31 protein-coding genes are annotated in these 24,922 nt (G+C 48.8%); 30 read left to right on the top strand and 1 reads right to left on the bottom strand.

Features of this window, described 5'->3' with window-relative positions:
- Entirely contained in the window at window positions 1-1,980 is a 1,980-nt protein-coding gene (locus KP014_RS14290; RefSeq protein WP_036602319.1) for a DUF3732 domain-containing protein, read from the top strand.
- A 100-nt stretch (window positions 1,981-2,080) separates the two neighbouring features.
- Here KP014_RS14290 and KP014_RS14285 read toward each other — a convergent pair whose 3' ends face one another.
- Window positions 2,081-3,529, bottom strand: a complete 1,449-nt coding sequence (locus KP014_RS14285) for a Shedu anti-phage system protein SduA domain-containing protein (protein ID WP_051500536.1) — start codon at window positions 3,527-3,529, stop codon at window positions 2,081-2,083.
- A 233-nt stretch (window positions 3,530-3,762) separates the two neighbouring features.
- Between KP014_RS14285 and KP014_RS14280 the strand changes: the two genes are divergently transcribed.
- The 29 genes from KP014_RS14280 to KP014_RS14140 all read left to right on the top strand — a co-directional run bounded on the left by KP014_RS14280 (window position 3,763) and on the right by KP014_RS14140 (window position 24,872).
- The gene (locus KP014_RS14280) at window positions 3,763-4,743 is read left to right on the top strand and encodes a DUF3991 and TOPRIM domain-containing protein (RefSeq protein ID WP_036602320.1); all 981 of its coding nucleotides are present in this window, start codon (window positions 3,763-3,765) and stop codon (window positions 4,741-4,743) included.
- 108 nt (window positions 4,744-4,851) lie between these two features.
- Window positions 4,852-5,157, top strand: coding sequence for a nucleotidyltransferase family protein (locus tag KP014_RS14275; protein ID WP_036602322.1), 306 nt, complete (start codon window positions 4,852-4,854; stop codon window positions 5,155-5,157).
- Entirely contained in the window at window positions 5,147-5,539 is a 393-nt protein-coding gene (locus tag KP014_RS14270) for a HepT-like ribonuclease domain-containing protein (protein WP_036602324.1), read from the top strand. Before KP014_RS14275 ends, KP014_RS14270 begins: the two co-directional genes overlap by 11 nt.
- Before the next feature lie 298 nt (window positions 5,540-5,837).
- Window positions 5,838-6,320, top strand: a complete 483-nt coding sequence (locus KP014_RS14265; protein ID WP_090834590.1) for a hypothetical protein — start codon at window positions 5,838-5,840, stop codon at window positions 6,318-6,320.
- The gene (gene mobP3, locus KP014_RS14260; protein ID WP_036602327.1) at window positions 6,301-7,536 is read left to right on the top strand and encodes a MobP3 family relaxase; all 1,236 of its coding nucleotides are present in this window, start codon (window positions 6,301-6,303) and stop codon (window positions 7,534-7,536) included. The genes KP014_RS14265 and mobP3 overlap by 20 nt, the downstream gene beginning before the upstream one ends.
- Before the next feature lie 92 nt (window positions 7,537-7,628).
- On the top strand, window positions 7,629-7,823 hold the full coding sequence (locus KP014_RS14255; protein WP_139210650.1) for a hypothetical protein: 195 nt from the start codon (window positions 7,629-7,631) through the stop codon (window positions 7,821-7,823).
- A 70-nt stretch (window positions 7,824-7,893) separates the two neighbouring features.
- Complete coding sequence (locus KP014_RS14250; RefSeq protein WP_139210651.1) at window positions 7,894-8,472, top strand: hypothetical protein; 579 nt, start codon at window positions 7,894-7,896, stop codon at window positions 8,470-8,472.
- 7 nt (window positions 8,473-8,479) lie between these two features.
- Window positions 8,480-9,187: a hypothetical protein gene (locus KP014_RS14245; RefSeq protein WP_036602331.1), complete on the top strand. Its 708-nt coding sequence runs from the start codon at window positions 8,480-8,482 to the stop codon at window positions 9,185-9,187.
- A 32-nt stretch (window positions 9,188-9,219) separates the two neighbouring features.
- Window positions 9,220-10,068, top strand: coding sequence for a hypothetical protein (locus KP014_RS14240; RefSeq protein WP_036602333.1), 849 nt, complete (start codon window positions 9,220-9,222; stop codon window positions 10,066-10,068).
- A complete protein-coding gene (locus KP014_RS14235; RefSeq protein WP_063619546.1) occupies window positions 10,065-10,577 on the top strand; it encodes a hypothetical protein in 513 nt (170 codons plus the stop codon). The genes KP014_RS14240 and KP014_RS14235 overlap by 4 nt, the downstream gene beginning before the upstream one ends.
- Window positions 10,531-12,132, top strand: coding sequence for a VirD4-like conjugal transfer protein, CD1115 family (locus tag KP014_RS14230; RefSeq protein WP_090834591.1), 1,602 nt, complete (start codon window positions 10,531-10,533; stop codon window positions 12,130-12,132). The genes KP014_RS14235 and KP014_RS14230 overlap by 47 nt, the downstream gene beginning before the upstream one ends.
- Window positions 12,129-12,485, top strand: a complete 357-nt coding sequence (locus KP014_RS14225) for an Mbov_0395 family pilin-like conjugal transfer protein (protein WP_036602335.1) — start codon at window positions 12,129-12,131, stop codon at window positions 12,483-12,485. Before KP014_RS14230 ends, KP014_RS14225 begins: the two co-directional genes overlap by 4 nt.
- 62 nt (window positions 12,486-12,547) lie before the next feature.
- Window positions 12,548-12,778, top strand: coding sequence for a DUF6133 family protein (locus tag KP014_RS14220; RefSeq protein WP_051500537.1), 231 nt, complete (start codon window positions 12,548-12,550; stop codon window positions 12,776-12,778).
- 64 nt (window positions 12,779-12,842) lie between these two features.
- Window positions 12,843-13,679, top strand: coding sequence for a conjugal transfer protein TrbL family protein (locus KP014_RS14215; protein WP_036602337.1), 837 nt, complete (start codon window positions 12,843-12,845; stop codon window positions 13,677-13,679).
- 4 nt (window positions 13,680-13,683) lie between these two features.
- A complete protein-coding gene (locus tag KP014_RS14210) occupies window positions 13,684-13,896 on the top strand; it encodes a hypothetical protein (protein ID WP_036602339.1) in 213 nt (70 codons plus the stop codon).
- A 30-nt stretch (window positions 13,897-13,926) separates the two neighbouring features.
- Window positions 13,927-14,268 (top strand): hypothetical protein, encoded by a 342-nt coding sequence (locus KP014_RS14205; protein WP_036602340.1) that lies wholly within the window; start codon window positions 13,927-13,929, stop codon window positions 14,266-14,268.
- Complete coding sequence (locus tag KP014_RS14200) at window positions 14,238-14,702, top strand: prepilin peptidase (RefSeq protein ID WP_216700360.1); 465 nt, start codon at window positions 14,238-14,240, stop codon at window positions 14,700-14,702. The genes KP014_RS14205 and KP014_RS14200 overlap by 31 nt, the downstream gene beginning before the upstream one ends.
- 16 nt (window positions 14,703-14,718) lie before the next feature.
- Window positions 14,719-15,480, top strand: a complete 762-nt coding sequence (cpaB, locus tag KP014_RS14195) for a Flp pilus assembly protein CpaB (protein WP_036591037.1) — start codon at window positions 14,719-14,721, stop codon at window positions 15,478-15,480.
- The gene (locus tag KP014_RS14190) at window positions 15,473-16,324 is read left to right on the top strand and encodes a CpaE/TadZ family protein (RefSeq protein WP_063619443.1); all 852 of its coding nucleotides are present in this window, start codon (window positions 15,473-15,475) and stop codon (window positions 16,322-16,324) included. Before cpaB ends, KP014_RS14190 begins: the two co-directional genes overlap by 8 nt.
- Window positions 16,321-17,667 carry a CpaF/VirB11 family protein gene (locus tag KP014_RS14185; RefSeq protein ID WP_036591040.1) on the top strand — a complete coding sequence of 449 codons (1,347 nt, stop codon included), beginning with the start codon at window positions 16,321-16,323 and terminating at the stop codon, window positions 17,665-17,667. Before KP014_RS14190 ends, KP014_RS14185 begins: the two co-directional genes overlap by 4 nt.
- Window positions 17,664-18,602: a hypothetical protein gene (locus KP014_RS14180; RefSeq protein WP_036591043.1), complete on the top strand. Its 939-nt coding sequence runs from the start codon at window positions 17,664-17,666 to the stop codon at window positions 18,600-18,602. Before KP014_RS14185 ends, KP014_RS14180 begins: the two co-directional genes overlap by 4 nt.
- A gap of 15 nt (window positions 18,603-18,617) precedes the next feature.
- Window positions 18,618-18,860 (top strand): hypothetical protein, encoded by a 243-nt coding sequence (locus KP014_RS14175; RefSeq protein WP_036591045.1) that lies wholly within the window; start codon window positions 18,618-18,620, stop codon window positions 18,858-18,860.
- Window positions 18,853-19,017 carry a hypothetical protein gene (locus tag KP014_RS14170; protein ID WP_216700359.1) on the top strand — a complete coding sequence of 55 codons (165 nt, stop codon included), beginning with the start codon at window positions 18,853-18,855 and terminating at the stop codon, window positions 19,015-19,017. The genes KP014_RS14175 and KP014_RS14170 overlap by 8 nt, the downstream gene beginning before the upstream one ends.
- A 62-nt stretch (window positions 19,018-19,079) precedes the next feature.
- The gene (locus KP014_RS14165; protein ID WP_090834592.1) at window positions 19,080-19,586 is read left to right on the top strand and encodes a JAB domain-containing protein; all 507 of its coding nucleotides are present in this window, start codon (window positions 19,080-19,082) and stop codon (window positions 19,584-19,586) included.
- Window positions 19,587-19,605: 19 nt separating this feature from the next.
- Window positions 19,606-20,478 carry a hypothetical protein gene (locus KP014_RS14160; RefSeq protein WP_036591047.1) on the top strand — a complete coding sequence of 291 codons (873 nt, stop codon included), beginning with the start codon at window positions 19,606-19,608 and terminating at the stop codon, window positions 20,476-20,478.
- Between the two features lie 35 nt (window positions 20,479-20,513).
- The gene (locus KP014_RS14155) at window positions 20,514-20,927 is read left to right on the top strand and encodes a DUF4320 family protein (RefSeq protein ID WP_036591048.1); all 414 of its coding nucleotides are present in this window, start codon (window positions 20,514-20,516) and stop codon (window positions 20,925-20,927) included.
- 694 nt (window positions 20,928-21,621) lie between these two features.
- Window positions 21,622-23,511, top strand: a complete 1,890-nt coding sequence (gene ltrA, locus KP014_RS14150) for a group II intron reverse transcriptase/maturase (RefSeq protein WP_036591049.1) — start codon at window positions 21,622-21,624, stop codon at window positions 23,509-23,511.
- Window positions 23,512-23,527: 16 nt separating this feature from the next.
- The gene (locus KP014_RS14145) at window positions 23,528-24,178 is read left to right on the top strand and encodes a hypothetical protein (protein ID WP_246590496.1); all 651 of its coding nucleotides are present in this window, start codon (window positions 23,528-23,530) and stop codon (window positions 24,176-24,178) included.
- A gap of 121 nt (window positions 24,179-24,299) precedes the next feature.
- Window positions 24,300-24,872: a DUF6550 family protein gene (locus KP014_RS14140; RefSeq protein ID WP_051499577.1), complete on the top strand. Its 573-nt coding sequence runs from the start codon at window positions 24,300-24,302 to the stop codon at window positions 24,870-24,872.
- The last annotated feature ends 50 nt before the right edge of the window (window positions 24,873-24,922 follow it).

The following is a 24,922-nucleotide window of genomic DNA, read 5'->3' as shown; positions in this document are numbered from 1 at the left end:
ATGCACTTCCAAATAAAGAAACTTATTCTTTGGGCAAAAGATCTTCAGTTCAAGCCAAAAGAAATTGAATTCAAAACAGATTCTATTAATATTATTACTGGGGCTTCACGGACTGGGAAATCTGCCATTATTCCAATAATCGATTATTGCTTGGCTTCTGATTCATGCTATATCCCGGTGAAAACAATAAGAAATGCTTGTAGTTGGTTTGGCATCGTTATTGAAGTAAATCAGAGACAAGTACTCTTAGCGAGACAAGAACCAGGCCTTCAAAAATCAACCGATAATATGTATATCGCATCAGATACAGTAGTTAGCACTCCTTCAGTTCCCTTTAAAAATACCTCCCGAGATTCTGTCAAGAAATTTTTAGATGAATTATCTTCACTAACTTTCTTAGACATTGATGCTGACAACTCGAGTAATTACTTAGGAAGGCCGTCTTTTAGAGATTTAATGGCATTTTGTTTTCAACCTCAAAATATTGTCGCAAACGCAAATACGTTATTTTATAAAGCTGATACTACGGATCATCGAACAAAATTAATAAATATTTTTCCTTATATACTTGGTGCTGTTACCCCAGATATTCTGGCAAAGAGACAAGAAATTAATAATCTTTCAAAAGAATTAAAGCGTAAGGAAAGAGAACTAATAAAGCTTAGAGAATTGTCTGAAAAATGGAAGACCGAAATAAACGGCTGGATAGCAGTAGCTCAAGAATTTGGACTTATAAAACTAGATGCATCAATTGATCATTCATTTGAGGAACAACTCGAAATTCTATCGTTAATATCAGAAAAAAAAGCATCTGAATCTAATATCCTAAACAGTAATATTGAAGCTTCCTCTCAAGAAATTGTCGCATTGAGAAAGGAAGAAAATGAGCTTTCAATTAAGCTCTCTTCTTTGAAAAACCGTTACACTGAAATGAATCAATTGATGAACAGTTTAAATGATTACCGTGAATCTTTAACCATACAAGTAGAACGCTTAAATATTTCCAAATGGCTAAAAAGCCTGACAGATGATGAAGAAAGTTGTCCAATATTCGGAAAAACCGAAGAACATCCTAAAGAACAAATAGAGAAATTTTATACAAATTTAATTAAGCTTGAAAATGAAACAGGATTTACGAGTAAAATCCCTGCGTCATTCGAGCGCGAATATGAAAATGTAAAATCAGAGATTAGTATGCTAACAGAACAAATCATGGCTGTTCAAAAAAGGATAAAACTACAAAGCCAGATAAGAAACTCCGCAGCACATGAAAAATATACTATTGAAAATATCTCCAGGTTTATCGGTCAGGTTCAGTATGCGAATGAAACTTTTAAGTCCATAAGCTCAGACAGCCAACTAATTTCTGAAATAGAAGCCATCAATGAACGGTTATCCAATTTAAGAGCACAGGTCAACGAAAATGCAATACAACACAGAATAAACTCAGCATTAGGTAAAATTGGTGCTTATGCTATAAGGCTCCTTCCATTACTTGATTCAGAGCGTCCAAATGATCCCATTCGTATTGACTATCAGAACTTGACAGTTGTTGTCAGTGGACAAGACGGACGGGATGATTATCTTTGGGAAATAGGTAGTGGCTCAAATTGGCTTTCTTATCACATTTCTGTTACATTAGCTTTTCAATTATTTTTTGATCAGCAGGTACATTCTCCTGTACCAGGTTTTATTGTTTATGACCAGCCTAGCCAAGTTTATTTCCCGAAAAAATTAGCAGCGAAAGAAGATGAACAAGAACTTGATCCAAAACTTGAAAATGACGAAGACAGAATTGCTGTCAAAAAAATCTTTAAAACAATGTCAGAAGCAATTAAAATATCTCAATCTAAATTTCAAATTATAGTACTAGAACATGCAGATAGTAGTATTTGGGGAGAAGTTCCTAACATTCATGAGGTTTGTGAGTGGCGAGGTGATAATAACAAACTTATACCAGAAGAGTGGATTAATCAGTAAAAAATATTAAAATTTGCAAAATCGCCTCGGACAGCTATATAAACCTGTTCGAGGCAATTTTAGTATCTCGGAAATTATTCACAAATTTTCTTTATCGCTTCTACTCAGCAATAATAAATCTTGCTCTTTCGAACAACTCATCAAATGTCACAATCTCAATCCCTTCGATACTTTTTCTAAACATTTCGAAAGAGGATAATTTATCTTCGTTGACCCCATTAGGCGTAGTAAATTCCCCCAAATTACCAATCAACAAGATTGCTTTCGGGTTATAGTTATAAATAATTTCCCCCGTCGGCTCTCCATCCTTACTTTTAACTTCTATTTTACTTGAAATATTCTTTATAGTCTTATATTTATAATTTTGTATTTGAGCTATTGCACCAGATAGCTCCTTTGAGATGGCCCAACATTCATTTCTATACTGTGAATCAAGGAGAGGCGTTAAATGTGTCTTCATTTCAACAAAACATATTGAATTTATTCTACCTTTTGTTTTCATGAGTGCATCAATTCTCTTTCCCGATTCTACAAAATTATAACCACTTATCACTTGCTCAAATTTCTCGTTTTCTAAAGGAGAACCAAAAATATAATTTAGACCATAACCAAATATCCAAGTATTATTTTCAAAAAAGCTTTGCCAAACTTTTTCGGAAGAATTGTGATTTTTACATTTGGTCTCTTCAAAAAATGCTTTATTGTTTAAGAGTTTTGAAAATAAATCCAATTGATCTTTTTTATACGCTAAGGTAGTAATATCCGACACTTTTATATTTTTCTTAACATATTCACTAAACAATTCTTGATGTTCTCTAAGTACGTCATTAATAACATTCAGAGAACTTAAAATATCTTTTATGCTCAAAGCAGCACTTGATTCTATTGATAAAGTTTGGTTTATACTCTTCAATTTTAAATGAATTTCGTCAAATATGGGAGAAGGAACCAGTTGCCCTAACTCTATAAAATTCCCATCGTTCATGACATCCCTTAACGTATATGTGAATACAGCATCGGCTCCAAACGTATTATTAGTATTTTTTTCTTGAACTAGTCCTGAAAACTCTATTTTATATCCGTCATAATTCTCAAAACAATCTTTAACAGGAAAATATTCCGCATCTTCACAAATGATTACATCATATTGAATCTTTCTAAGATGATCATTATTTAATACTTGTTGATAAGTTAAAATATTCAGGCGACTATCATGCCAACTTACACCTTTACCTAGAGTAGAATAGGCTTTATTTAAATTTCCACGTAATGCGTGTTCAAGCCGTTCTTGCATGCCATCATATTTTGATAAACACAAAATTTTCTTAGCATTACTCTCCTCCAAAAATAATTTAGCAATAACCGATGCGATGACAGACTTCCCTGATCCATTCGCCATCTGCAACAATATATTCTTCTTCCCTGCCTCGATTGCTTTTTGTATAGAACTGATAGCATCCTGTTGGTGAGCTCGCAAAAGAATCTTATCCGAATAATAATCTGGAGGGACTTTTTTAGAAATTAATTTTTGAATGTCTAAATGCGGCATTTCTTTTCCTCGACCTTCTTAAGTTTGTTTGATTAACCCTTTACTTGAATGTCTCCCAAGTAAATACCATCATTTTCCAATCTGTGATGTTATCACAAATACGCACATATTTTTCATATTCAAGCGTCTCTATTTAAATTTTATACTTATTTCGGCAATTTCCCGGTTATCCCTTTTTTTAATAGATCTATTTAAACATATGCAAGTACACAATTTTACCAAGGAGATTTGACATGAAACAATATCCTTTTTCAAGGTCACAAATTCTCAAAGCCAACAGCGTCAACCTAATCGAATTCGCGAAATTTCACGGCTACATCCTCGAAAATGGCGGCCACCGCGCGCTTCATGCGAAGCAAAGTGGCGGTCTTTACTTTTTCCGCGATAGCAACAAATACTATCATTTCTCGACCGACACCCGCGGCGGTCCCATCGACTTTGTGATGCATTTTATGCGCATGGATTTTAAACAGGCTGTTTCGTATTTGTTAGTGACTGACGTACCGCAACATCAACCAACTCCCTCCCTTCCCAAACCTTCCGGCAAGTTGCAACTCCCAGATAAAGCTCCCAACAATAGACGTGTTGCCTGGTACCTGATTCATATCCGGGGTATAGAACAGGAAATCATCTCCTGCTTGATGCACGAAAAGAAGCTCTATCAGCAAAACAAGACCGGAAACTGCGTTTTTGTCGGGTACGATCAGAACGGAACAGCCAGGTACTGTTCGCTGCGCGGCACCCGGCCGGAGCGACCTTTCAAGCAAGATCGACCGTATTCGGATAAAAGTTATCCGTTCCATATTGACGGTACTAACCGGAAGGTCTATGTTTGTGAAAGCCCAATCGACGTTATGAGCCATGCCACCTTAACGAAATTAGACGGGTGGGACTGGAAAGTAGACCACCGAATTTCGCTCGGTTGTTTGTCAGATCAGGCGCTGGAGCGCTTCTTGAGACATTACGACATCTCAGAGATCATCTTTTGTTTGGACAACGACGTGAATGCCACCTTCCAGGATGGCAGCCCGGCTCCCAACTGGGGGCAAGAGGCTGCCTTTAAATTTGCTTCAAAATACGCCAGTTTGGGTTATGCAACCTCTGTCGAAACCCCTATAGCCAAAGATGTGAATGAAGATTTGCGTGCACGGCGGTATATAATAGAAGAAGAACGAAAACGGAAAATTGAAGTAGCAGACATGCTTGAACGATAGACCTGAGCAGCGGTTGCTTGGATAGCATGATTTCCTTTATTCTGGTGATAGGAAACATTCAACTCTCCAGAATCACTTCATTCTAAGCGGATGGAAGGTGAGCATAACATGGCCACTCTTTATCAAATTGACGAAATAAAATCGAGACTGAATCCCGTATTTGCTGCGGTTCCCGTGTATCGAGCCGTCTTGTTCGGTTCCTACGCTCGCGGCACCGCGACGGATGCAAGCGACGTTGATATTGTCATCGATAGCAAAGGGAAGTTATTAAACCTTCACTTCTACGGCTTGCTGGAAGACATTACTGAGCAACTGGATAAATCGGTCGACTTGTTCGAATGGGCCGAACTGAGGCGTAACCCCGCCATGTGTGCAGCCGTTGAACAAGAAGGAGTTGTGCTGTATGAAAAGTAAAGAACGGATCATCCTTCAGAAGCTGAGCAGTTACGTGCAGGACGTGTTACATTATGTGCAGGGATACACCTTTGAGCAATTTATGGACGACAAAAAAACGATCTCCGCCTGTGCCTTTACGGTTTCGCAGATGGGCGAACTGGCTAAACATATTAGCCCAGAGTCGCAAGCTGAACATGCCCATATCCCTTGGAGAAGCATACGCGGCATGCGTAACCGAATCGTTCATGATTATGAAAACATTGACCTGGTCGTGCTTTGGGGAACCATTACCAGTAGCCTTCCCGAGCTCCACAAGCAAATCGAAGAGATACTGCTCCGAGAAGCGCAGGAAACAGATATTTTTTCACCGATTGAAGACGACGAAGAATACGAGCGGTAAATAATCATAGGGGCTGAACCCGCCACATTCCGACTATGGAATGTGGCTTTTTGCTATTCCATCCTTAATAAGGAGCGATGAAACCATGACCCCCTCCCCTTTTTCCCATTGGATCAAAGAACTGCCGTCCCCCAACCAGAGGGGACCGCCCTCTAGTTGGGGGTTAAAGGCAGGAATAGCAAAATGTCATTTTGCTAGAAACACCGCGTGGAAGCAGAGCTTCCACCGACATTTTTGAGGGTTTTCCCCCGACCATCGAATGTCGCAGGCGGGACGCCCCCGTTAGCGAGGGATGCTATTGGCCCATTCCGAAAAAACGGTACAGATTACCGTTAAGCTGCCCAAGAAGCAGTATGAAGCCCTGAAAAAGTATGCCGCTTCCAAGCATCTCAGTATGGCAGACATTGTGCGAGCCTTTGTCCAAAAAGGAATGTCCATTGAAAGCTACACTGAAGAAATTGACTTCATCACCGCCATCATCCGGCAAGAGATCAAAATCGCCATCGACGAGTTAAGCAACCGGCTGGCCGGACTCGCCAGCAAAGACCTGATCATGTCCGCCGCGGCGTACTACTCTACTATTGCTATCATTGCCGACCTCATTGACACCAACCGTTATACCACCTTCCGAGAGATTGAAAAGAAGGCCCGGCAGTTGGCAGTCGAATACACCAAGATGAAGCTCACCGATGCAGAAAAGCTGTTCCTCTCCGGCGGTACCTTCGAGCAAAATCTGGAACGCTTGCGTGGAGGCGAACCCGATGTCGGCCCTGATCTATAAGCAGCGATTTTTCCATCCCAACCACCCTAAAACCGCTCTCAGCAATTATGTTCACATCGGGTATATTGCCACCCGCCCCGGCACGGTGCGACATGAGAACATGTCCCACGGACTGTTCGGCAAACAGCGGCCTGGCGAATTGCAGGCATTTGATTCTTGGCAGGAGGTAGCCCGCATTGCCCGGCAAATCTCTCAGCAAGGCAAGAACATGTACCGCAGCGTCATCTCCTTTCGCAAGGAAACGGCGCTGGAATTGGGGCTGACCGATTTTACCGACTGGCAGCACTATATCGAGCAGCATATCACCACCCTTGCCGCCCACAACCGGATCAAGACGGAAAATTTGTGCTGGGCTGCTGCTTTTCATTACGAGCTAGACCATCCCCATCTTCATGTCGTGTTTTGGGATAAAGCGCAGACGATCATGAAAAATTTCACGCATCCTGAAGTTCCCAACCTCATCCGCAAGCAGCTCATCAAAGATACCTTTGCCTACAAAATCAAGGAATTTTGCGCCCAGCGAGATCAATTCAAATCGGGCGTAATCGAAGTGACAGACAGCATCGTGGAAGAATTTGAAGCCTACCTGAAACGGCTGGACCCGAAAGCGTTCCAAACTTTCCAGCTTCGTTTTGAGCAGGAGGATGAGGATTCCTTGCTTCGCTTCCCGAAGCATCACCTGGTGGAACCAGCATCGGTCAAGCTGTTGGCGGAAAAGCTGTTTGTGCTGCGCCGTCACATGCCCAAGACCGGCAGGTTGGCCTATAAACTGATACCACCGGAGACAAAGGCGCTGCTGGATGCGCTGGTGCAGGACTTGCTGCAAGACAACCGCTATCTGGCGCAGATGGTGGAGGATTACGTGCAGGCCAAGCTGAACCTGGCCATGCTCTACGACTCCGACCCGGAGCATTTGGACAAGCACCGCGCCAAGTATCAGGCGGAATCGGAAAAGCGAATTGTAAACCGTATTCTCTCTACGATCCGCACGATTATTAAGCTGGAGAAAGAGGCTGCGTTTGACATCCGGCAGGCCAATCGGCAGTACGCAATGGCAGAGCAACTGCTTCTTGACCTGCTGAACCTGATGGAAGGCTTGTTTACGCGCGCTCAGTTGGACTACGATGACAAAACCAAAGTGTTAGGTGGAGATTTATCCAAGCAAGCGAAGAAAGAATGGCTGCTCCGGCATAAGGATCAAGGCATGGAAAGATAAATACGGCTATCACCCGCACGCTCCAAGTAGCGTGTTTTTTTGTGGACAAATCTGTTCGTAACTTGTGGATAATGATCAAAATCTGTGGATAAATGAGTGTCGCAGATGAAGAAAGGACGAATAACATGCTCTTTACCGATGGAAAACTTCGCGCTTTTGAACAAATGATGCGCCAGCCACCCCGCCGCCCGCTGCGCCCAAACGGCAACCCAAAAAAGTCGCTGCAGTCGGACCCTGCGCTGCAACCCAAGCCAACCCGAAAGGAGAAACCTCATGGACTTGACTAACAGTCTGCAACAGGTGTTGCAATTTTAACTCGCGGCACTTGGACTGAAACTGAAGCCTGAATCCGACTCCATGTGGGCGGTGATGCATGAGGTGGAACCGCTGGCTTTTATTCAGAAAAGCGGAGAAATCCTTTATCCTGCTGACAGTCGAACCGCCCTCTCCCGCCGGATCGCTCCTATCGTCTTTGAAGCCTGGGAAATGGAAAACGTCTACCAGCAAGCGCTGTCTATGAACATCCCCAGTATAAGCAGCTACCAAAACCTGCTGCAATACAACCGGCATATGTTAGCAGCGCGGTACGACCAGAGCGGTCAGTTTACGTTTGTCACCTGGGAGTTTAATCACGATCAAACCGGCGTTACGTTAGGCCACTATTTTCACCGCAATGCCTACAGCCAGGCCAAGGAAGATTTCATGCTGCGCAGCGGACTATTGGATGAACGGAAATGGTTTCGTTCCGATCAGCTTACCCTGCTTCATGCTGCTCTCTTGTATCGCAGTATTCACGATCATGACCTGCGATACGGAGAAAGACAAGAAGTGGAGCAACTCCTTAACCAAATCGAGGAAAGGCTGCCTGCCGCACCCGCTGAGGCATCTCCCGATTTGCGGAAAGATAGACTATGCCTTTCCCCGGAAAGGAGGTGAAAACACCTTGAAAAGCAAAACCGAGTTTTACAAAGCTTTCTTTGCTGCCCTTTCTCAGCAAGGCATCGAAGTCCGCCGCTCCACCTCTGCTGACTATCTGGCCGACCTGTACCTGAAGGATCAGCTCGTAGCCTTCTACACCCGGATGGACAGCATCGAGAAAAACCCCTTTGTGACCGTCCCCGATCGGATGATGAGCAGCATCCATGATATGGCCCGAAAAACAGCCCTGCAATTGGGCATTTGCACCGAAAAGCCGTATTCCGACAAAGAAGCCAAACTCTCCAACGGTGTCTACAAGCTCTGTGAATACGGCGATGTGATTCTGGCCTGCAAGCACCATCCGCTGTTCGAATATATATTTTCCACCTACCGCCTGTCTCCCGAAAACGGAACACCGGTGCAGCGCCAATATTTTTACGACAAAAATGAAGCATTGGAAAACTTCGCCGTTCGCAGCGGGCTGGTGGATGCCAGAAAGCTGTTCAGCGAGTCCGAGTTGGTGCTGATTCACGATGAAATGGTCAAATTCCTCATTAGCCCCAATGACAAAACGATGGAGCAGTTTGAACAGGTGCAGATCCTGATTGATAAGCTGGAAGACCTGCTGCCCGCCCTGAAAGATCGGGAGATTCATCTGGATTATGAAGAGGAATTTGCTCATGACTATGACGACAACCCGGAACTTTTGGAAATGTCCGATGTGGAACGGTAATTGAACCTATTTATATAGAAGGAAGTGATGGTATGCCCAGGCCGGAAAGCTCCATTTGGGGCAATATTTTGACCTGTATAGAAATTGGCTTGCATATCTATGCCATGCAAGCCGAGCGCAACAGCGGCCTTGTCCTGGACGCCGATTACGCCAAGGAAGCTTTGAGCGAAGACGCGCTGAAGCTGGGCAACAAGCATGGCGATCATGTTTATTTTGATGATGTAAAAAGCATCGTCCCCACCTTTGAACTTCTTAAGCAAGACGCCATTACCGACCCGGAAATCCAAGAGCAATGGGAAAGCCCGGAGAAGCTGGCGGAGCACGGCAAATTTTTTGCGCCGGATTATTTCGGGGAGTTTGCTCCGCCGCAGGATACTCCCTGGACTACCACAACCCACACGCAGCCGCTGTACAATGGCATCTATTTTATCGAGCAGGACGATGAATGGAAGCTGGCTGTCCATCAGACCATTGGGGAGCATTGCTTATCGGAAATGGCGGTGCAAGTGTCTTCCGGTCAAGGAGAGTACCTGTTGTATCCTTTAAATCATTGTGCCATTCCGATCTATGAACTGTCCGCGTCTCATCCCACTGTAATGGGGCAAATCATCAACGAAGACAGTCTGTTGCATACGCTCTGCGAAGACTATCCGGTCTATGTGGCCATGCACAATCTCTACACGGAAGACTGGGGCCATATTTATGACCAGCCTGCGCCCAAATCGCTGTTTTTGCAACTCCAGATGGACCAGGTAACGAATCAGGAGCCGCAAGCACAAAACGCGACAGACGCTTATACGCATCAGGGTTTTGCTTCCTCCTTACAGGCGAGAGAGCCGCAGGAGGATTTCTTTGAACCCAGCGAGGACCTGGAGTGGTGAAAACGAAGCAAAAACTGCTGCTTTGCGCTCTGCTGTTCGTCTTCGGAGCGATCTTCAATCTGTTTTTCACCACCGCCTTGCATGGCGCATTATCCGGCGAAACGAAGACGCTTGCCTTCCCTTCTCTGGAAAAAAGCTTGACCAGCCTGCTTAACCACAAGGCTCATTTCATGCTGTTCCTTTGCTTGCAGGGCATGGTATTACTACTGGCCGTACTCTTTTTCGTTGCCAACAACCAGCCGTATCAAAGTAAGCTGAAACAAGTCGCGCCAGGAATTGAAACGCCGGTTCCCGTTGGGCAGCATCAGCATGGCTCCGCCCGCTGGCTGCGGGAGGAAGAGATGCCTCGCGTGTTTGACAGCCAGGTCCTTAACCTTTCCCATCCTTTTCTCCAGCAACTTCTGCAAACCGGCTATGACGACCTAGAGTTTTTAATATCCGTAGAACAGGAGGAGTCGCCCCATGATCTTGCATCCGAAAAACATTCCGCGCGAAACGAAAACAACTAACCCGCCTGCCGCTGCCTTTCCCCCGCCGAAAGTATCGTCTGGCGGTATCGTGCTGGGGCTGCGCCAGGAACGAGACCGAGAGCGGCTCTACTACATTGGTGACGATGTTCATTCCCTTAGCATCGGGGCCACTCGCAGCGGCAAGTCCCGGACGGTGGTGCTGCAATCCATTGGCCTCTTAGCGCTGGCAGGAGAGTCGATGGTTATCTCCGACCCCAAAGGGGAGCTGCACGATTACAGCAGCGTGCTGCTAAAAAAGCTGGGTTATGAGGTTTGGACGCTCGATTTTCGTCACCCGGAAAAGAGCCATCATTACAACCTGCTTCAGCCTGTTATTAACGCGACCTTGGCGGGCAATCAGGAGCAGGCGGAAATGCTGGCCTGGGACATGACCAATGTTCTCGTAGGCAAAGCCCAAGGGGAGAAAATCTGGACCAATGGGGAAATGTCCGTGATTGCCGCCTCCATCCTTAGTGTCGTGTGGGACAATGCCAAGCGCTCCGAATACCAGAACATGACCAACGTGTATTGGTTTCTCGCGGAAATGAATAAACAGATGGGCAACAAAACACCGATGCAGGAATACATCAAGCGCTTGCCGCAGCATCATCCCGCCCTAGCGCTGCTCAGTATTTCCGACATCGCGCCCTCCCGCACCAAGGGCAGCTTCTACACTTCGGCCTTGACGACCCTACGGTTGTTTACCTCCAAATCCATTTATGCAATCACCCACAAAAGCGACTTTTCTTTAGCCAGCCTTGGCGAAAAGAAACAGGCGCTTTTTATTATTCTGCCCGACGAGAAGACGACCTTTTACCCGGTTGCTTCTCTGATGGTTTCCCAGCTTTATGAATTACTGACCGCCGAAGCCGACAAACGGGGCGGGCGCTTGAAGCGGCGCGTCAACTTTTTGCTGGACGAATTCGGCAACTTTACCCCTATTGCTGACTTTACTAACAAGCTGACCGTAGGCGGCGGACGTGGGATGCGCTTCAACCTGTTTTTGCAAAGCTTTGAGCAGCTCAAAGAGAAATACGACGACCATGCCGCCAGCACGATCAAGAGCAATTGCCAAACATGGATTTACTTGCAGGCCGACGACCTGGAGACATTGCGGGAAATCAGCGAGAAGCTGGGGACGTATACCACCTCCAGCTACCAGCTATCCGCATCTCATGGCAAATACTCCACGCCAAGCACTTCGCACTCCCTCAATTTATTGGAGCGTAAGCTTTTGACGGTGGATGAAGTGCGGCGCGTGTCCCGGCCTTACCAGATCGTCCTCTCCCGCAGTCACCCGGCCATGATGTACGCCCCGGACCTTGGCGCGTGGGCCTTCAATCGGATGATGGGTCTGGGCGACAAGGAGCATAACCGCAAGGTACGGGAAGAACGTGAGCGGAAGCGCCCGATTTTAACAGATACGACTCAGGAGGTGAAACTGTGGAACATTTGGATTTACTATCAAAAGGACATTGCCCGGCAACTGGCCGAACAGCGGCAGCAGGCGGTGGGAACTTCCGGCGGGTTTATCCCTCCGGCCTCCGACGAATGACGAACGGCAAGCTGCCGGTTCAATTTCCATCACTGATTCGCATTGCGGCAACAACCGCATACGCTTTCTGCTGGAGCTTGCTGACCTCCCCCTCTGCCTTTGCCGAGAGTATTAAGGACAGCAAACTGGCGACGGGAACTGAAAAGCTGATTGGGGATGTGACCACCTGGCTGATGATTTTGGCTCCTGTTGTGGCGGGATTGCTTATCATTTATTTTTGTATTCGCCGTTCCGCCGCCGACGAAATGGATACCAAAAAATGGAACAATCGAATTATAGTCGCAATTGTTTCCTGCATCGGTGCGGTGCTAGGTTCAGCAACCTTAAACATTATTATCGGCTATTACAAGTAAGACGAGCTTGCCTATTGCGGCAGGCTCTTTTTATATCCAACAAAATCAGGAGGTTATGAAAGATGAAAAAGTGGTTGAAAGCGGTACAACAGAAGACGATGAACGCGGTTATGCTGACGAAACAGGCGCTGAACAATCGGCGGGCCGAAGGATTCGTGGATACCGCTGTTAAGATTTTGATGGCCGTGGTGATCGGGGCACTGGTACTGGCCGGGTTGTATCTGCTGTTTGAAGATACCATATTGCCTACACTGACGCAGCGGATCAAGGAAATGTTCAATTACAAAGGATGAGGCAGGATAGCCTTCAGCGGAAGCGGCGGTAACGCCGCTTCTTGCGGGAAAGGAGGGGCAAAGCTTGGAAAAAATTCTGTTGCTGCTCATCATCGCGCTTTTAAACGGCTCTCTGGTGTATCTGGACAATTTGTTGAAAGAGATTATTCCCATCTCCCTGTATGCGGAAAAATACATGACCCTGACCACCGGAGCAAATCTGCTGGAAGACCTGTACGACATTGTGTTTGCTTTCGGCGTGGCTCTGATGATCCTCAAGTTTCTCAAGAAAGGCTTTGAAATCTATGTGCTGTGGACAGACGGCGACCCGGATGAAGAACCGCTGTTCCTGTTGACCAACTTCTTCAAAGCGATGGCTGTAGCGATTTGCTTCCCCAGCGTTTATACCTGGCTAGGGCAAATCGTGGAAGACTTGACGGACCGATTGCTGGCGGTCATTGGCCAATCCACTCAGTATAACTGGCAAATGTGGGTCAATGCTTTGGAATCGGCAGGATTGGTGACAGCCGTGTTCGGGCTGATCTTTATCATTTGCTTCTTTATTCTCTACTTTCAATTTCTCATGCGGGGCTTGGAAATGTTTATCCTGCGTGTCGGCATTCCTCTGGCTTGTGCGGGACTTTTGGACAACGACAAGGGCGTATTTCGCGCTTATGCCCAAAAGTTTACCCAATCCATGCTGGCGGTGGTAATCCAGATTGCACTCGCCAAACTGGGCGTGGGGCTGATGCTGCAAAACCATGTCTTTTGGGGCATGGCCTGCATGATGCTGGCGATCAAGACGCCGCGCTTCCTCTCCGACTTTATTCTTACAACCGGTGGCGGAGGCGGTGTGGTGAACAATGTCTATCACTCAGTCAAGCTGGTGGGCATGGCCCGTAAGATGATGAAGGCCGGGTGAGGCAATGGTCACGTTGGAGGAACTTGCCCAGGCGCTTATCGTCTTCATTCGTTTGGGCTGTGTATGCCGTTTTATCTATACCATGATTCGCCTGTCCGGGGCTGACGAGGAAGCGTCGAAATACAAGAAGCGCAGCCGCAACGTGGTACTGTTTTACATTCTGGCCGAAAGCATTTGGCAGATAAAGGAGATCATTCTGTTTTATTATGCCAAGTAGCTTTCTTCTGCAAAAGAAAGGAAGAAGGCGATGAAACAAGAACCGCAAGTCCTATACATTCCGATGGGTGTGAAGCCAGAGGCGGAATGGTTCCCCGGTTTCGGCAAGCAACAATTGGCGCAAGCCATCCTGGGTTCCACTATTGCCGTTGCCTTGGCCGTCCTCCTCTGGTTCATCAAAGGCAGCGTACCGCTTGCCGTTGTCACGTTTCTCACCGGTGTTTCCGCCTCTATCATGATGACGACCAAGGACCGGAACAATCTGTCTGTGCTGGATCAAGTCCGCTTTATGATCCGGTTCATGAAAACCCAAAAGGTGTATCCGTATCGCGCAATGGCTGAATGGCACTGGAAGGAGCAGAAGAAGCCATGATCGGACTACTGCTGCCGGTTATGGTCCTTCAAGGCGTTCTGTTTACCGCTTTACTGTTTTGCACCAGTCTTCACGACCTGAAGACGCGACAGATCCCGGACAGCCTGCCCTTGGCAATCGGCGCTGTCGGGCTGTTGCACTTCTCCCCCTTCCCCGCTTTCTTCGGGCTGCTTGTTACAGGCTTGCCATATCTGATTGCCGCCATGCTTTCCAAGGGCAAAATCGGCGGCGGCGACATCAAGCTGATGGCCGCTTGCGGGTTTGTGCTGGGACCTGCCTATGGCACCTTACAAAGCATGATCGGTTTATCCCTAGTACTGCTCGTTGCCGCCGGAATCGGCTTCCGCTTTGGCTTTCAAACCGCCAAGCAAACCGCGCTGCCGCTAGCTCCGTTTTTGTCCGCCGGCGGCGTTTTGGCGTTTCTCATTTCATAGACAGGAGGTTATTCCTTTGAAAAAACTTTTCCGAAATCGCACTGTCCTAGGCGCAACGTGCATTCTGCTCTCCCTCGTACTATGCCTGGGCATTGCACCGCTTTTAAACCGGACGGCCAGCGAACAGACCGAAATTGTCCGCATCGTCAAGGACGTATCCAAAGGCGCACTGGTTACTGCTGAACAGGTAGAAACCGTTAAAGTGGGAGCCTACCAGCTGCCAGCCGATATCCTGAAATCCGCCGATGCCGTCATCGGCCAGTACGCTGCGGTAGACCTGAAAAAAGGAGACTATCTGCTGCCTGCCAAACTGTCCGCGACTCCGCTGGACGCTTATCTGAACCGGCTAAACGGCAGCAAGCAGGCCATCTCCGTTACCATCAAAAGCCTGGCCGCTGGATTGTCCGGCAAGCTGCAACCCAGCGACATTGTGACTCTCATCGCCTCCGACTACGGCGAGCTTCGTACCACCACCATGCCGCCGGAACTGCAATATGTGGAGGTGCTGGCCGTCACCGCCAGCAGCGGTCAGGATGCCCAATCAAATAGCAATGCACCTGCTGACAAAGAGGAAGATGAAAAAGAATTGCCATCCACCTTGACGTTGCTGGTGCTGCCAGAGCAAGCGCAGCTTTTAGCCGACCTGGAGAATAAGGGTAAGCTTCACGCGGCGCTCGTATACCGGGGAGACGCCGTCACCGCCCAACAGTTTATCGACAAGCAGGATGCCTACTTTACCGCCAAACAGGCCAAAACGGAGGAAGCTGCCCATGACTGAAAAATCCCTGATTGCGGTATGGGGCAGTCCAAACAGCGGTAAAACCGTCACCGCTGTCAAGCTAGCGCAAGCCCTAGCCGCCCGCAAGCAAAACGTCCTGCTCCTTTGCTGCGATGCCCTTTGCCCTTCGGTTTCTACGATTGCGCCGCAAGGAGCCGCCAAACATTCCTCATTAGGGGAGCTGCTTAGTCTTCCGGCACTGACACAAGAGGAATTGCTGCGTTATGCACTGCCCCTGGATGTTTCGCCGCAGATCGCCTTGCTGGGTTACAAAAAAGGAGACAACGTTTTTTCTTACCCCAGCTATGACCGGGAACGGGCGGTTGATCTCCTGACGCTGGCCCGCCATCTGGCGGATGTGGTGCTGGTAGACTGCGCAAGCTACCTTTCTGTTGACCCGATCTCTACGGTCGCACTGGAACTGGCGGACAGCGTGATTCGTCTGCATAGCTGCGACCTGAAAAGCCTCATGTTCTTTGCTTCCTACTTGCCGCTCTTAACCGATGCCCGCTTTCGGCGCTCCACGCCCATTTCCGTTCTTTCTAACGTCAAGCCGGAGCAGGACGGTCGAGAATACAGCGAGGTCTTCGGCGGCATTCAGGTGACGCTGCCCCATGTGGCCGCGCTGGAGCAGCAAGCGGCATCCGCCCGTTTGCTGGACGATTGTTCCGGCAAAGAAGCCGCAGCCTACAACACCGGCATCCGGCAGATCATCGGCTTGCTTTTACCGCAGGACCTGAATCATCCGTCCAAGCCCGTTCCCGCCTCTAGTCCAACATCATCCGGCAAAATAGCCGATGTGCTGCAACGCTTATGGCCGAAACGCCGAGGTGAGGATAAATGAGCCAAGCTTCCCTCTTTTTCTCCGCAACAGAATCCAAGCCCTTTGCCCATGTGCTAAAAGAGATGCAAGCCTATCTCTCCGGCAAATACGCCACCCTTATGAGCCGCCGCCCGGAGGAGCAAAAGCAGCAGATTATCGCCTACATGGGCCAGTATCTCACTGATCACCGCCTGCATGTGCCTGGACTCACCTTTGATGAACTGATCGACCGGCTGTATGCCGAGATGGTAGAATACTCCTTCCTGACCCGCTACCTGTTTTCAAGGGAGGTGGAGGAACTAAACATCAACGGCTACAACGATGTGAAAATCAGCTATACGGATGGACGCATCGTTCCCGCCGATGAACAGTTTGCTACGCCGGAACATGCGGTAGACGTCATCCGGCGGCTATTGCACCAGTCCGGGATGATTCTGGACTACTCGCAGCCGATTGTCCGCGGGCATCTGGCGAACAATATCCGCATTACCGTCTTTGGCGTGCCGGTGACAGATAAAGAAAAAGGGATTGCCGCCTCCATTCGGATCATCAACCCGCAAAAGCTGGCGCGGGAGGATTTCATCCAGAGCGGCACCGCCACCGCCGAGATGCTGGATTTTTTAAGCCTATGTTTGCGCTACGGCCTCTCCATGTGCGTTACCGGAGCAACCGGCAGCGGCAAAACGACATTGATGAGCTGGCTGCTATCCACCATCCCTTATGATAAAAGAATTTTCACCATTGAGCAGGGTTGCCGCGAGTTTGATCTTGTGATGACAGACGAAAACGGCCATGTGCTGAACAACGTGGTTCATACGGTGACTCGTGCCAGTGAAGACCCCCGCCAGAACATCGACCAGGAAAAGCTGCTGGAATTTGCCCTGACCGCCAACCCGGATATTATCTGTGTAGGGGAGATGAAATCTGCCGAAGCGTTTGCTGCCCAGGAAGCGGCTCGTACCGGGCATACCGTCATTACCACGACTCATGCCAACTCCTGCCTGGCCACTTATTACCGGATGGTGACGCTTTGCACGCAAAAATACGAGATGAACGACAACACCCTGTATAACCTGGTCACAGAGGCGTTCCCGCTGGTGCTGTTCGTGAAAAAGCTGGAGGACAATACGCGGAGAATCATGGAAATAACCGAATGCGGCATCCTGCCGGATGGAACCCGCGAGATTCGCACTCTCTACCGCTATGCCGTTCATTCCACTTGGGAAGAAAACGGACAAATTCGGATCGAAGGCGGTTATGAGAAGGTAAACGACATCTCGCCCGGCTTGCAAAAGCGGCTGCTGGAAAACGGCTTGCCGCTCCATCAACTTCAATCTCTGCTCCAAGGCGGTGAAGCGTCATGATGCAGTTGCTCTTGCTCTCCTTCATTGGTTTGTCCGCTGGCTGCTTGCTGCTACTAAACTTATCGCCCCGCGTCTTGACTCAGGAGCTTGCCCGGCTGCTGGCTCACTTGCCCGCCCGCAGGCAACCGCTGGGCAAACAAATTCGGGCCGTTCAACGTCCCAAGAAGCTCAAAGGCTGGCGAGCTACGGTACAGGAAGCCCGGTCGATTTTGAAGCAAACGGGGCAAAGCGATAAGCTGGGCTTGCTGCTGGTCGGTTCCCTGACACTGGCGCTTACGGGTGCGCTATTGGCGATCTTGCTGGGGAACCTGTGGCTGTTGCCGGTGCTGGCAGGCGGCTTTGCCCTGCTGCCCTTTTGGGCCGTGTTGTTCACTGCCACCTTTTACAAAAAGCGGCTGCATGGTGAACTGGAAACGGCACTGTCCGTCATTACCACTTCCTACCTGCGCAGCGAAAACATTTTGGCGGCGGTGGAGGAGAATCTGCCATATTTGAATCCCCCTGTGGCGGATGTGTTTCATGCGTTTTTGGCGGAGTCCAAGCTCATTCACGCCAATCTCCGGCTGGCGCTCCAGCAATTGCAGGGACGGATCAACGATAGCGTGTTTCGGGAATGGTGCGATGCGCTCATCGCCTGCCAGGAAGATCGGACGCTGAAATCCACCTTGATGCCCATTGTCGCCAAGTTGTCCGATATGCGTGTCGTGTCGGCGGAATTGGATTATTTGCTATACGAGCCGCTGAAGGAATTTCTGACGATGTCCCTGCTGATGATGGGCAATATCCCGCTGCTCTATTTTCTCAATCGGGACTGGTTTCACACCCTTACCACCAGCGCACCCGGCCATATCGTGTTGGCCCTTTGCGCGTTGACGCTGTTTGTCTCTTTGGCGGCGGTCATTCGATTGACCCGACCTTTGGAATATAAACGATGAGGAAGGAGGAGAACCATGCCTGAAATGGAAACCGCTCGCTTGCTGGGCAAACTGATGGAGGCCACGCCGCAGGAAACTGAGCAGTTGGCTGCGCTGATTCACCAACATGGCACTCATCTCTTTTGGGAACGGCTGGAGGAATGGAAACTGCCTGCTGCGCTTATGGAAAAACTTCAGGCCGTCAAACAAGTTTTGCAGGGGATCGCGTCTTCTGCTTCGGAAGGGAGCGAATCCGATGGACCCGGTCCCTTTGGATGAAAAGATCATTGCCGATTATATCCGGTCGCTCCACCGGCTGACCAGCATTCCATTAGGCAAATTGCAGCGCTACGGCACGAGCAACAACCTGATGAATGTACTGGAGCATCCCTATGCCCTGGAGCTTACCCCCAAGCAGCTTCTTAAAGTCGAGTAGCAAATGCTTTTCTTCAGTCCTATCGGGTACTCCAGTGGGAGGAAGAAAACGCTAAGCGGAAGATCACCTCCCCGGAACTGGCGGGCAGCTACTTCTCCGCTTTTTTAAGCGGACTACGGGATCGGGAACTGTTTATGGTCGTATTTTTGGATAATAGCAATCAAATCATTGAAACTCGCATCCTTTCCGAAGGGGGCATTGCCGAAGCGCCAATTTATCCACGAAATGTTCTGAAAGCCGCACTGAACTGTGATTGCACTTCGGTTATTTTAGCCCACAATCATCCGGGCGGCAGTTTAAAACCATCTTGGGAAGACCTCCTGCTAACGGAACGGATGACGGCCATCTTTGAACCGTTACACATCAACATTTTGGATCACATCATTATTGGCGGCACGGGCTATGCTTCTCTCGCCCAGTTAGGGCAGATGCCTAAAGCGGCAGAGAAATCCGCCAGCTATGAAGCCATTACGTTCAAAAGCCAGGAAGAACCGGCCTCTTACTCCGCTTTCGAGATGCTGGCCGTGGCGACGGAGGAAGCTGCCTTTGATGAAGAATGGGAGCGATAAAGGAGATGTGACCATTTAAATGACAGGACTGCTGTTGTGCTTTGGTTTGCTGGTTGCAACCGGAGCCTATTTCATTTTAGCCGATGCTCTCAAGCTGCCTACCTTTGCCGCCACCCGCGCCGTGATCCAGGTAGCGAAAACCGGCAAGCCCAAAACGTCTCATCTGGATACACTTCTCTTCCGGTTGTCCGCCTGGCTGGCCGGTAAGCTGACGCTCAGTAACTACTATAAGCGCAAAAGCGCCGCGACTCTTCGATCTGCGGGTATCCGGCTAACTCCGGAGGCGTACTTGGCCCAAGCCATTGTCAAAGCGGGCCTGATTTTCTCTGGAGGATTGATCGCCCTTCCTCTGCTGCCGCTGCTCTCCCCTATATTTGTTTTTCTGGCTATCGCCGTTTATTTCAAGGAAATACGCGCTGCTGATGAAGTGTTGCGGAAAAAACGGGAGCATATCGAAGCGGAGCTGCCCCGTTTTGTAGCGACGATTGCCCAGGAGCTAAAGGCGACGCGGGATGTGTTGCGGATGCTGGAAGTCTATGCGAAAAATGCAGGCGGCAGCTTGCAAAGCGAACTGTATATTACCATTGCCGATATGAAAAGCGGCAATCAGGAAACGGCGCTCATGCGGCTGGAAACCCGCATTGGCAGTACGTTGTTATCCGATGTGGTAAGGGGACTGCTGGCGGTGCTGCGCGGCGACCAGGGCGTCGTCTATTTTGAAATGCTAGCCCATGATTTCAAGCTGCTGGAAATTCAGCGGCTGAAGCTGATCGCCATGAAGCGCCCCGGAAAAATTCGCAAATATTCCTTTTACATGCTGGCCTGCTTTATGCTGATGTACATGGTCATTTTGGGCATGGAAATCATGAAGGCGATGGGCAAGCTGTTTTAAGCCTTTGCCCATCCGATGAGGAAAGGAGAACTGCCATGCCATTCATTCGATGCAAACGCGGCGAAGGCTATGTGGATGTGGTTGTTCTGGTGCTGGCCGCGATGCTGTGCGTTGCGCTAGCCGTTAAGGTGTTTCCGGTGTTCGTAGCCAAGCATCAACTGGACACCTATGCAACCGAACTGGCGCGGGAAGCGGAGATTTCCGGCAGAGTCGGGTCGGAGACCTCGCAGCGGGCTGCGGAATTGCAGGCGCAGACGGGGTTACACCCCACCGTCTCCTGGAACAGAACCGGGCAGATCCAGATTGATGAAGAAGTGACCGTAACGCTGCAAACCACCGTCAACATCGGTTTGTTTGGCAGCTTTGGTTCCTTCCCTATTGAACTGACTGCCAGGGCCACCGGAAAAAGCGAGGTGTACGTGCGCCTTGTTTCTGGACAATCTGCGTAGAAATGCGTAATAAAACCAGACAGATTGCCATGCAATCTGAACTCTATGCGGAATCGGCGGGGGCAGTTCCCGCCTGACCCGGTGTGACGGGTGACAAAAGCTCTAATTCTCCGACGTGCGCCGCATTGTGTTAGATGTGCCGTACGAAGCTCGGTGAAGGGCGGCAGTGAAGTCTGAGACGGCTTTGCCCGCTGGAGGCTATAAAACGGTCATGTTCAGAATGTCATTACTGACTGACAAAAGTCCCGAATGTACGACTCGTAATCGCTGGGGTGATGATACAGCCACCCACCCCCATGAGGGGTACTGCCGCCGTTTTACATTTGTACACGTGGAAAACGGCAGAAAACCAAATAAGGTCGAATGTTTCCGGCAGAATATCACACAAGCTGGAAATGGCAGTCGGGTCAAAGGGACGGACTAAAACCGAAATGTAAAGCTAACGCATAGGGAACAAGGGAACCGTGGACGGACGCGCCACAAGGCGCAGCATGGGTAACACACCGGTCCGGGCAGACAGGAAATGGTCTGCGTAATCCATGGGACAGCAGCCCGTAGTAGTGATGAAGCCGCGTAATGGCGGTGGAGCAAAGGGGCATAGTCAGTGCAGCAAACATGTGACCAGTCTGTCGAGGAAGCCGTAGGCGAACCTGACTAAAACCAAAAACACCAACACCGAAAGGGGGTGGTGCGTATGGCACAACAATTCGACTACCCCAAATCGGAAACAGACCTGCGCAACACACTTGACGCACTATACCAAATAGCAAAAACAGCGTTTGAGAATGGAAATAGGCCATCTCTCACAGGGTTGATTGAACTCATGTCGGCGGAAGCAACCATTATCACGGCCATACACAACATCAAGTCTAACAAAGGAAGCCATACTCCAGGAGTAGACTCCAAGGTCATGGGCAAGGACTATCTGCAAAAACCATACAAATGGGTCATTCAAGATATCCAGCGCGCATTTATGAACTATAAACCTCAGAAAATACGTCGGGTGCACATCGACAAGCCTGGCAAAACCGAGAAGCGCCCATTGGGTATACCAACTATTCGGGACAGAATCGTCCAGGAATGCGTGAGAATTGTGCTGGAACCGATATTGGAGGCCCAATTCTATAAACATTCCTACGGATTTCGTCCTATGCGGGATGCACAAATGGCGCTGGATCGGGTGGTTTCGCTCGTACACCTGACGGGATACTACTGGATTGTCGAGGGCGACATCAGCAAATGCTTTGACCGTATCAATCACACCATACTGCTCAAAAGGCTGTACCATCTAGGCATCAAGGACAGACGAGTGATTCAAATGGTCAAGGCTATGCTGAAAGCCGGGGTTTTAGATGAGTGCGAGGTCAACGAAGACGGCACACCTCAGGGTGGCCTCTGTAGTCCCCTGCTTGCCAATGTTTATCTGGATATTCTGGATGAATGGGTTACAAAGCAATGGGAGAACAAGAGGACAGCCTACAACTACAAAAGGCACGATATGAAACTTGAGGCCTTGCGAAAGAGAAGTGCGCTGACACCTGGATATCTTGTGAGATATGCGGATGACTTTGTTATCATCACAGATTCTCGCCAACACGCGGAAGATTGGAAAGCGAGAATACAGCAATTTCTAAACAAAGACATGAAGCTCAATCTATCCTCCGAAAAAACGCTGATTACAGATGTGCGCAAGAAACACATTCACTTCCTTGGATACGAATACAAAGTGGTAAGAGGGAAAGCGAGAAACGGCCATATCCCCAGAACACTGCCCGACAGGAAACGGCTGAAGCAAAAGGTTAACACGATCGCGCAAAGCATCAAAGGAATACCTCGTTGCACCAGTCGAGAACAGGTTGTCCGAGAAATCAATCGGGTGAATAGTCAAATACGGGGAATTGTAAACTACTATCAGTGCTGCACATGGGTTAATATCGCAGTTCAGAAGTACGCTCATAGACTGCGACTGACTGCCAAGCAGAGGCTCAAGCAGTACAACGGCATATGGATACCTGCCAAGGACACTCAGAATTTGCCGAGAGTTCACGAGAAGTATACAAGAGGAATTCCCGCGATTAACTATCTGGACTCCTATATTGGAATAACCGACCTGTCATTTTGCAAGTGGGAAAGAACCTATGCCAAGAATCCAGAGGAGACTCCATTCACCGCCGAAGGCCGACAACTTTATTTTGAACGGACGAAAAGAACGCGAATCAACAACCGTCTGGACGAAATATACAACGAGCGAACGTCTGAGGTTATCCTCTATAGCCCCTGGGGAAGACACTACAACTTTGAATTTTACATGAACCGGGCCTATGCTCTCAATCGGGACAGGCTAAAATGCAGAGTCTGCGGCGGCTGGCTTATATCTCATACGCCGTATACCCACCGGATTAACCCGGGATTGCCAGAGGACAAGGTGAACAAGGTATCCAATCTGGTATCCATGCATAAACAGTGTTTTGAGGCCGTAAACGATCCCAATACCGATATCAGCGAGTTTGAACCCAAGGCGCGCAGGAAAATCATGACTTACAGGGAAAAACTGGACAATTCACATGTAAAACGACTGCATTGATGGAGCGCCGTGTGCGGTGAAAGTCGCATGCACGGTGCGAAACGGGGGAAAATCCGGCCTGACTGCGGCGGCAACTGTCGAGGTAAAAGCGTCGGATTACCTATCGTTATTGGAAATGAAGCGCGTCTGGAATAACCGTTCCGGCAACGGATTTCCGTTGGTTGTGGCGATTGTACTCTCGATCCTCATTGTCTCTTGCGCAGCGTATGAATATCTGCGCCTGACGATCATTGCCAGCGGTGTGCGCGATGCCGTACAAAGCGCGATCATTGCCGCGGCGACTGAAAATTACAGCAACGTCTATACCGGTTTGCGGCAAAGCTATTCCGGCGGCTTTGCACGTTCCTCGAACCAATGGAGGGAGCAAGTATCCACTGGCCGTATATATCCCCGGCTCAGTGAAACATTGGGACTTACCCAACAAGGAAGCCGGTATGTGAAACAAGCTGGCGACCAGACGGAATATACCCTGTCCGGGCTAACTGTCACCATCCTCAATGCACCTTTTGCCCCCGATTCACCGAACACCATCCGGCAGTTTACCGCCCAGGCTGTCATCCATCTGGAAGTCCCGCTCTCTTTTGGTTGGAGCCATTTGCCTCCGATGCAAGCGGACTTGCAAGTACAGGCGGTCTATATGCCAAGATTCAGCAAAGGAAATCCCTAGCGCGGGAGAGGCCCGATAAAAAACCACATCGCGGATTCTATTGGAATTTACAGAATTATACAGTACAATAGAGATAACCCTTATTTCGATGATTCCATATTGATTCAAGGAGATGACGTACATGAAACGAAAAACCTGGGGACTTATCGGGGGACTTATGGTCGTAGGAATTGTCGCCATATGGACCGTCTGGCCTCACTCTCAAAGCGATGTAACCCCTGTGATGCCAGCAGCCACTTCGTCAGCTACTCCATCGGATGTAACGATCAAAGATATTCAGCAAAGTCCTTCAGCGGCTTCGCCTAGTCCAAGCCCTTCTCCTGTTGTCGTTGCCGAGATTAAGCCGCAACCGGCTATTTCCGAAGCTCCTGTCCTTCAACCGGAAAAAGAAACGAAACAGGTAGAGGTTCCGATTAGCGAACCGAAAAAGACCCCCGCTCCTACGGAACCACCGAAACCAAAGGTAAAAGAAACCGAAAAAGCACAGTCTCCGGCTTCTCCACCTGTCTATGAGGAAAAAGAGACTCAACCGAATAAACAAGCTGCCGAGCCGAAAGCGGGAGATAAGAATAGCAAAGGACAGGTTTATTTTCCCGGTTTTGGTTGGGTAGATGATAGCGGACCAAACCAAGAAACCACAGTTGGAAAAGAAGGTGACGAGTTAACTGGTAATAAAGTAGGGACAATGGATTAATCCCATACTTTAAAATATTTGAGAAGCGCGGCTACAAAGTTGCGCTTTTT

This window comes from Paenibacillus sophorae, assembly GCF_018966525.1.
GTDB classification, from domain to species: Bacteria; Bacillota; Bacilli; order Paenibacillales; family Paenibacillaceae; genus Paenibacillus_AQ; species Paenibacillus_AQ sophorae.
This window is presented reverse-complemented; position numbering and strand designations above follow the sequence as displayed.

What these genes read in the sequence shown, in the direction of transcription:
- KP014_RS14290 (WP_036602319.1), top strand. Translation starts at nt 1, where the DNA reads ATGCACTTCCAAATAAAGAAACTTATTCTTTGGGCAAAAGATCTTCAG.
- KP014_RS14285 (WP_051500536.1), bottom strand. Translation starts at nt 3,529, where the DNA reads ATGCCGCATTTAGACATTCAAAAATTAATTTCTAAAAAAGTCCCTCCA.
- KP014_RS14280 (WP_036602320.1), top strand. Translation starts at nt 3,763, where the DNA reads ATGAAACAATATCCTTTTTCAAGGTCACAAATTCTCAAAGCCAACAGC.
- KP014_RS14275 (WP_036602322.1), top strand. Translation starts at nt 4,852, where the DNA reads ATGGCCACTCTTTATCAAATTGACGAAATAAAATCGAGACTGAATCCC.
- KP014_RS14270 (WP_036602324.1), top strand. Translation starts at nt 5,147, where the DNA reads ATGAAAAGTAAAGAACGGATCATCCTTCAGAAGCTGAGCAGTTACGTG.
- mobP3 (WP_036602327.1), top strand. Translation starts at nt 6,301, where the DNA reads ATGTCGGCCCTGATCTATAAGCAGCGATTTTTCCATCCCAACCACCCT.
- KP014_RS14255 (WP_139210650.1), top strand. Translation starts at nt 7,629, where the DNA reads ATGAGTGTCGCAGATGAAGAAAGGACGAATAACATGCTCTTTACCGAT.
- KP014_RS14250 (WP_139210651.1), top strand. Translation starts at nt 7,894, where the DNA reads ATGTGGGCGGTGATGCATGAGGTGGAACCGCTGGCTTTTATTCAGAAA.
- KP014_RS14240 (WP_036602333.1), top strand. Translation starts at nt 9,220, where the DNA reads ATGCCCAGGCCGGAAAGCTCCATTTGGGGCAATATTTTGACCTGTATA.
- KP014_RS14230 (WP_090834591.1), top strand. Translation starts at nt 10,531, where the DNA reads ATGATCTTGCATCCGAAAAACATTCCGCGCGAAACGAAAACAACTAAC.
- KP014_RS14225 (WP_036602335.1), top strand. Translation starts at nt 12,129, where the DNA reads ATGACGAACGGCAAGCTGCCGGTTCAATTTCCATCACTGATTCGCATT.
- KP014_RS14220 (WP_051500537.1), top strand. Translation starts at nt 12,548, where the DNA reads ATGAAAAAGTGGTTGAAAGCGGTACAACAGAAGACGATGAACGCGGTT.
- KP014_RS14210 (WP_036602339.1), top strand. Translation starts at nt 13,684, where the DNA reads ATGGTCACGTTGGAGGAACTTGCCCAGGCGCTTATCGTCTTCATTCGT.
- KP014_RS14205 (WP_036602340.1), top strand. Translation starts at nt 13,927, where the DNA reads ATGAAACAAGAACCGCAAGTCCTATACATTCCGATGGGTGTGAAGCCA.
- KP014_RS14200 (WP_216700360.1), top strand. Translation starts at nt 14,238, where the DNA reads ATGGCACTGGAAGGAGCAGAAGAAGCCATGATCGGACTACTGCTGCCG.
- KP014_RS14190 (WP_063619443.1), top strand. Translation starts at nt 15,473, where the DNA reads ATGACTGAAAAATCCCTGATTGCGGTATGGGGCAGTCCAAACAGCGGT.
- KP014_RS14185 (WP_036591040.1), top strand. Translation starts at nt 16,321, where the DNA reads ATGAGCCAAGCTTCCCTCTTTTTCTCCGCAACAGAATCCAAGCCCTTT.
- KP014_RS14180 (WP_036591043.1), top strand. Translation starts at nt 17,664, where the DNA reads ATGATGCAGTTGCTCTTGCTCTCCTTCATTGGTTTGTCCGCTGGCTGC.
- KP014_RS14175 (WP_036591045.1), top strand. Translation starts at nt 18,618, where the DNA reads ATGCCTGAAATGGAAACCGCTCGCTTGCTGGGCAAACTGATGGAGGCC.
- KP014_RS14160 (WP_036591047.1), top strand. Translation starts at nt 19,606, where the DNA reads ATGACAGGACTGCTGTTGTGCTTTGGTTTGCTGGTTGCAACCGGAGCC.
- KP014_RS14155 (WP_036591048.1), top strand. Translation starts at nt 20,514, where the DNA reads ATGCCATTCATTCGATGCAAACGCGGCGAAGGCTATGTGGATGTGGTT.
- ltrA (WP_036591049.1), top strand. Translation starts at nt 21,622, where the DNA reads ATGGCACAACAATTCGACTACCCCAAATCGGAAACAGACCTGCGCAAC.
- KP014_RS14140 (WP_051499577.1), top strand. Translation starts at nt 24,300, where the DNA reads ATGAAACGAAAAACCTGGGGACTTATCGGGGGACTTATGGTCGTAGGA.